The organism is Streptomyces hygroscopicus subsp. hygroscopicus (assembly GCF_001553455.1).
GTDB classification, from domain to species: domain Bacteria; phylum Actinomycetota; class Actinomycetes; order Streptomycetales; family Streptomycetaceae; genus Streptomyces; species Streptomyces hygroscopicus.
Genome location: NZ_BBOX01000533.1, coordinates 1 through 5,727, shown reverse-complemented (window position 1 = coordinate 5,727; position 5,727 = coordinate 1). Strand labels below are relative to the sequence as shown.

General features: G+C 74.0%; 4 protein-coding genes and 1 pseudogene. 2 read left to right on the top strand and 3 right to left on the bottom strand.

Features of this window, described 5'->3' with window-relative positions:
• From AXW62_RS38150 to AXW62_RS38140, 3 genes are all read right to left on the bottom strand, one after another.
• Window positions 1-2,287 (bottom strand): bifunctional [glutamine synthetase] adenylyltransferase/[glutamine synthetase]-adenylyl-L-tyrosine phosphorylase (locus AXW62_RS38150; RefSeq protein WP_060948400.1); only part of this gene is annotated, 2,287 nt, incomplete at its 3' end.
• A 1,064-nt stretch (window positions 2,288-3,351) separates the two neighbouring features.
• Window positions 3,352-4,287, bottom strand: a complete 936-nt coding sequence (locus AXW62_RS38145; RefSeq protein ID WP_060948399.1) for a M56 family metallopeptidase — start codon at window positions 4,285-4,287, stop codon at window positions 3,352-3,354.
• 16 nt (window positions 4,288-4,303) lie between these two features.
• A complete protein-coding gene (locus tag AXW62_RS38140) occupies window positions 4,304-4,681 on the bottom strand; it encodes a BlaI/MecI/CopY family transcriptional regulator (RefSeq protein WP_030842860.1) in 378 nt (125 codons plus the stop codon).
• 142 nt (window positions 4,682-4,823) lie between these two features.
• Between AXW62_RS38140 and AXW62_RS38135 the strand changes: the two genes are divergently transcribed.
• Both AXW62_RS38135 and AXW62_RS45245 read left to right on the top strand, forming a co-directional pair.
• A complete protein-coding gene (locus AXW62_RS38135) occupies window positions 4,824-5,477 on the top strand; it encodes a DedA family protein (RefSeq protein WP_060948398.1) in 654 nt (217 codons plus the stop codon).
• Window positions 5,474-5,727, top strand: a pseudogene (locus AXW62_RS45245) (hypothetical protein); the annotation flags it as partial. The gene AXW62_RS38135 and the pseudogene AXW62_RS45245, both read left to right, overlap by 4 nt.

Sequence of the window (5,727 nt, the reverse complement as noted above, 5' to 3'; positions counted from 1 at the left end):
CCAGCGCTCCCGGGCTCGCCGGCTCCTCGGGCAGCGCCGTACGGCTCGGGTGGCGGGCCGGGACGTGGGGCTCGCAGGCGCGGAGCGCGCCGGGCAGCTCGGCCGCGGGCCGCGCGGTTCTCGGGGCGTCCGATAAGAGCGCCCCGTCCTCGCGCCGGGTGGCCGGGGCGCGGTCGCCGCCCGGCGGCCGGCTCCCGGCCGGCGGAACCGCCGCGTTCACCAGCCGGGCGCTTCCGATCACATCCGCGGCGAGCGTACGGAACAGCTCGCGCCGCCGCACCCCGCGCGCCGCCGCCACCGCCCGCTCGGCGCCGTCGGCGCGCCCCACCGCGGCCAGCACCTCCTGCTCCAGCTGGGCCCGGCCGCGCGGGCGCAGCCCCTCCCGGTCGCCCAGCAGGGTGACCGCCTCGGGGGCGCGCAGCAGCAGATCGGGGGCGAGCCGACCGGCGGAGAGCACCCGTGCCAGGTTCTCCGCGGCGGCGCCCTCGTCGCGCAGCAGCCGCAGGTACCCGGGCGTCCGGCCCAGCGCATCGGAGACCTTGCGGAAGCCCAGCAGCCCGGCGTCCGGGTCGGCGGAGTCGGCGAACCAGCCCAGCAGCACCGGCAGCAGCGTCCGCTGGATCGCCGCCTTACGGCTCACCCCGGACGCCAGGGCCTCCACATGGCGCAGGGCGGCGGCCGGGTCCGCGTAGCCCAGCGTCTTCAACCGCCGGCCCGCGGCCTGCGCGCTCAACCGGGTCCCGGCCGGGCCCGGCCGGGCCACCGCGTCCAGCAGCGGCCGGTAGAACAGCCTCACGTGCAGCTGCCGTACCTCGCGTGTGCACCGCCGCCACATCGTCTCCAGCTCGCTCACCGGTTCGGTGCGGCGGTCCCAGCCGTAGAGGGCGCCGAGTGACCGCCCCAGCCGCCGCAGATCCGCCTCGCCCTCCGGTACGAGACGGGTGCGGCGCAGCCGGTGGAGCTGGATGCGCTGCTCCATCGAGCGCAGGAAGCGGTACGCGGCGTCCAGCGCGGCCGCGTCCGAAGGGGCCACGTAGCCGCCCGCGGCCAGCGCCGCGAGCGCGTCCAGCGTGGTGCCGCCGCGCAGCGACTCGTCGGACCGCCCGTGCACCAACTGCAGCAGCTGCACGGCGAACTCGACGTCGCGCAGGCCCCCCGGGCCCAGCTCGAGCCCGGCCTCGGCGGCGGGGATGTTCCCGGCCACCCGGCGGCGCAGCTGCCGCACCTCGGGCACGAAGTTCTCGCGCTCGGCGGCCTGCCAGACCATCGGCGCGAGGGCGTCCACGTACGCCTGGCCGAGCGCGCCGTCGCCCGCGACCGGACGGGCCTTCAGCAGCGCCTGGAACTCCCAGGCCCCGGCCCGGCGCTGGTAGTACGCCAGGTGGCCGGAGAGGGTCCGCACCAGCGGGCCGTCGCGCCCCTCGGGGCGGAGACCGGCGTCGACTGGCCAGATGGTGCCCTCGACCGTGACGTCCGAGCAGATCCGCATCATCTCGGAGGCCAGCCGGGTGGCCGCCCGCATCGCCTCGGGCTCCTCCGTCCCGTCCACGGCCTCGGCGACGAAGACGACGTCCACGTTCGATGCGTAGTTCAGCTCGCGCCCGCCGCACTCGCCCGTCCCGATCACCGCCAGCCGGCAGGCCGCGGCGTCCTCGGGCCGCTCCGCGGCGGCGATCTTCAAGGCGGTGCGCAGCGTCGCGGTCGCCAGGTCGGTCAGTTCGGCGGCGGTGCGGGAGACATCGGCGGTGCCGCACACATCGCGGGCCGCGATCGCCAACAGCGCCCGGCGGTACGCCACCCGCAGCGCGTCCGACCGCGGCAGCCCCGCCCCCGCCTCGCCCCGGACCCCGTCGGCCAGCGCCTTCTCGACGTCGGAGAGGGTCGGGCGCGGGTCCGCCGCCCCGTACGTCATCAGCGCCCGCCAGTGCCGCGGATGCCGGGCCAGATGGTCGCCCAGCGCCTCGGAGGCACCGAGCACCCCGAGCAGCCGGTCACGCAGCGGCTCGGCGGTGACGAGGATGTCCAGCAGCGCCTGCCGCGAGTCGGCGCGCTCCGTGCCGTCCCGGTCCTCCGGGACGTCCGCGAGCGCCTCGACCAGCCGCACCAGTCCGCGCAGCGCCAGATCGGGGTCGGGGGTCGCCGCGAGCCCGTCCAGCAGCGCCGGATGGCTGCGCACCCCGGCCAGCTCCGGCGCGTCCAGCAGCCGCTGGGCCGTCGAGGGGTCGGTGAAACCGTGCCGCAGCAGCCGGGCCACGTCACTGCTCCTGCGCCCCTGCGGTAGGGCCATGCGCACCGCCTCCGTCCCTGAACTGCATTCCCGCCCTGCCATGGTCGAGGCCCGCCGACGAGCCCGCGCGAACGTCATGAAGAAACCCACCAGATCATTTCCAGGAACAACGGTCACTTACTGCTGCGCTCGCCGCACCGACCAGGCCGCGTCGAGCCATCACGGAATCCCGTTATCGCAAATGCTTCTCGTGTCGGGTGGGCCGGACGGAACGTTTTCACGGGGCCATCCGGCCCTTTGTGCCCGGCGCCCCGGCGATCGCCGCGCCCCGCCTTTGCCCGCTCGGCAGAAACGAGACGTCCGATGACCTCGCGATCTTCTCCATCGCATCCTCTTGTTGATTTTGCGGCGAGCGTTTTCCGTTCTCCGCCGCGCCAGGTGGAACGCTTGAATCCGGCGGCAAAAACGTAGAAGGGTCCGTCGATGCCGGTCAAGGCCGAGGCGATAAAACGTTGACGGATACATTGATGTGCGAATGCGGACAAAATGGATTCACTTAACGCCGCATCCGTGAAGTTTTAGACAGCGCTTTTGACTGCGACTTCCGGGACTTCCACAGCGGCTCTTTTAATCAATATTCACCAATTATTTAGCCTTGTTTTAATTCATCACGGAAGGGGCAGCGAGTTCCGGTCCGGCTGTCCGCATTGGTTCCCCGCGAGCGGTAAAGGGATTCCCACCGCGGTAAAGGGATTCCCATCGCCGCGATCGCGCCGGTCCAGGTCCGACGGGGTGCGGACCGACGGGTTGGCCGGAAAGCGAGGTGCCAGACATGGCGCGATGTGAACGTGTCGCCGACAGATCCCGAAGGGGCCGTCCTTTCCCTGGCGGGCGAGGATGACACCGCCGTACCCGAACCGCGCCGGCCACTCGGCTCCGGCGGCCCCCAGGGCCCGTTCCGGCCACCGGTTCGCCCGCCGGAACGCGCGGCACACCGGTTTCCGGGGCGCGGTCCTCACGTGGCGGCCCGCGGTGTGCGCCGCGGTGGCGCGACTCCTGTCCTCTCCTGTCTTCGGTCTCCGGTGCGTCGGCGCCTGACCGGCCCCGGGCGTCGCCGGGGCCGGTCAGGCGCCGACGGCTTCCAGCAGGAGATGCAGGTCGTGGGCGGCTTCGGCGGTGGACAGGGCCGCGGTGGCCAGGACGGCGGCTGTCGCGGCGGCCAGGACGGGATGACGGCCGAACGGAGGAGCCAGCAGGGCGGCGACGCGGCGGGGCACGGGCCCGGCGGTGGCGAGCGGGGTGCGGCGGCCGAGAATCGCCAGGGCGGCGCCCGGGGCGCGGACACCGGGAGCGTGGTGGGCGGCGAGGACGGCCTTGCCGACGGTGCGGGCGACCCGTTCGCGGTCGCCGGTGGCGGCGGCCGCGTTCTCGTCGGCCCACCGTTCGATGGTGTACGTCACGGCCGTGGCGAGGGGGCGCAGCAGGGGGTTGGCGGCGGCGCCGAGCTGCGCCAGGGCGACGAAGGCGTAGTGGTGTGCGGTGAGGTGGGCGCGTTCGTGGGCGAGCAGGATCCGGCGCTCGGTTTCGTCCAGGGTGGCCAGCATGCCGGTGGAGACGACGACGCGGCCGGGCAGGCCGGGGATCGCGAAGGCATCGGGGGCCTCGTCCTCGACCACGACCAGACCGTCCTTCGCGGGCATGCACTCCGCTTCCAGGATGGCGGCGGTCAGGGTGCGGGCGCGCCGCCAGAGCATGCGGGCGGCCATGAGGACGGCGGCGCCGAGCAGGAGGCCGGCGATCAGGGCGACGGACAGTTCGGCCGGGTCGTCGCGCTGCGCGGTGTGGGCCGACCAGTGACCGAGGGCGGCCAGCTGGGGTACGCGGATCAGTCCGGTGACGGCCAGCAGGCCCAGGGAGATGGTGGTCGCCGCGCCCAGCACCAGGGCCGACGCGGTGAGCAGCCAGGTCGCCAGGCGGGGTTCGCACCGCTCCGCCAGGGGGCGTGCGCCGAGGGGGGCGAGCAGGGAGAGCAGCAGCGGGACGTAGACGGCGATGCGCATCCGGGCGGCCTCTTCCCTACTGGCCGGGGTCGAGCAGTTGGCGCAGCAGGTCCGCGTCGGTGGTGGACAGGCCGTCGGCGAAGCGGGCGAGGACGTCCTGGCGGTCCGCCCGCTCTTCCAGGACCGATCGCATGCGGCGGGCGGCGAAACCGGGGTCGTCGGTCACGGGGGCGTAGGCGTAGGCCCGGCCGCGCGGGGTGCGGGTGAGCAGTTGCTTGGCGTGCATGCGGGTGAGGATCGTCACCACGCTGTTGTAGGCCAGCTCGTTGCCGAGGCGTTCGGTGACCTCCCGAGGGGTCAGCGCGCCGTCGGCCCGCTGCAGCAGTTCGAGGATTTCGGCCTCGCGTGCACCGTTGGGCCGCTTGGGGCCGTGTCCTGGCGTGCGGGTGCCCATGGGTTTGGTGTCCCTTTCCGTATCTCCTACACTCGTGTAGGACTCCTACACCGGTGTAAAAGCCGCTGTCTCCCAAGTGTGCCATGCGCACGTGCCGGGGCAGAACTCTGCCCTGGGCGCGCACGGCCGGAAAGGACCTGCGGTGCCTTTGGCCCTCAATCCGCTGGACGCCGCCCAACTGCTGACAGCGTTCGGCACGGCGGGGCTCTTTCTGGTGCTGTTCGCCGAGACCGGGCTGCTGATCGGCTTCTTCCTGCCCGGCGACTCCCTGCTGTTCACCGCCGGCGTGCTGTGCACGTCCTCGGGCGGTGGTGTCCACCTGTCGCTGCCCGGTGTGCTGCTGGCCACCACGGCCGGGGCGCTGCTCGGCGCCCAGACCGGCCATCTGATCGGCCGCCGCGCCGGGCGGGCCCTGCTGGGCCGTACCCGCGGCCGGCATCTGAGAGACGGCGTGCGGCGCGCGGAGCGGCTGCTCGCCCGCTACGGCCACGGCAAGGCGATCGTGCTGGCCCGCTTCGTCCCGGTGGTGCGGACCGTGCTCAACCCGCTCGCCGGGATGGCCGGCGTGCCCGTCCGCACCTTCGCGCTGTGGCAGGTGGCCGGAGGCGTGGTGTGGACGGTGGGCCTGGTGCTCGGCGGCTACGCCCTGGGCGCGAGCGTCCCGAACATCGACCGCTATCTGCTCCCCCTGGTCGCGGTGATCGTCGCCGTCTCCCTGCTGCCGCCGGCCCTGGAAGTGCTCCGGTCCCGCCGGCGCCGCACGACCGCGGAACCGACCACGGGGAGCGCCGAGTGAGGAGCTCATCCCCGATCCGCGACGGGTCCGCGATCGGCAGCACGATCCGCACCACGCCCAACCTCGCCACCGCGCCCGCCGCCCGGCACGAGGTGACGGCCTCGCCGAGGCCGCGCCACCGCGCCCGCCCGCGGTGCGGCATCGAGCCACGGGGGACGGTGGCGCCCTGGCCGACCCGCGCCCGGACGCCGCCGCAGCAGCCGACCCGCCGCCGCACCGGCCGGCCGGAGTCTTCCTCACCGCCGGGAAG